Below are 595 nucleotides of genomic sequence, written 5' to 3' on the forward strand. Positions count from 1 at the left end.
CAGGTTTCGGGGCCGAAGACGGCGCTGGTTTCATAGGTCTGCTGGTCAATATAGGAATCCCAGCAGAAGACAATGTACTGCGGGGGTTTTTTGACTTTGTTGAAATTAACGCTGCCGCCAAAGGTCACATCAGTCCACTTGTCCACGGATTCAGAGTCACGAGAGGTTGGGTCAAGCGTGTTAAAGGTATACAAGTAACCATCGGTGTCGATAACTCTTGCGTGGTTGACCATTGAGGGTAATTCATAGGGGGTGATAAAAGAAAAATTCCACTTACCGTAAGGTAGAGTCCAGTCCCCGCTGGCGGCCTGTTTTGACTGTAAAGGGTGAGATTGATGTGGGCTGCAGCCTGCAGCGGCCAGTAACAGGGCAAGTATCAGTAGTTTGCGCATTTTCATCCCTCTTAATCCCAGTTGCCATAGGGGTAGGTTTTACCGTTGATAAATGCCTGCGTTGACGGGAGGAAGGTAAAACTGCCGCCTGGGACGACGTAGTCTTTACACAGGGTCAGGTCCTTGCCGGAGCGGGTTGTCAGTTTCAGGGGCGTGACCGGCAGGCTGGGGCGTCCGGCGACATCGGAAAACCAGATTTTGAC

1 protein-coding gene and 1 pseudogene are annotated in these 595 nt (G+C 51.8%); both read right to left on the reverse strand.

Annotation, left to right across the window (positions count from 1 at the left end):
• Positions 1–398: DUF2931 family protein (locus tag OGY67_RS00050; RefSeq protein WP_286573051.1), on the reverse strand; the 398-nt coding region annotated here is incomplete at its 3' end.
• Between the two features lie 5 nt (positions 399–403).
• Positions 404–595: pseudogene (locus OGY67_RS00055) on the reverse strand (DUF2931 family protein); the annotation flags it as partial.

Origin of the sequence: Citrobacter sp. Cpo015 (genome assembly GCF_030333035.1) — a bacterium.
Taxonomy (GTDB): Bacteria; Pseudomonadota; Gammaproteobacteria; order Enterobacterales; family Enterobacteriaceae; genus Citrobacter; species Citrobacter portucalensis.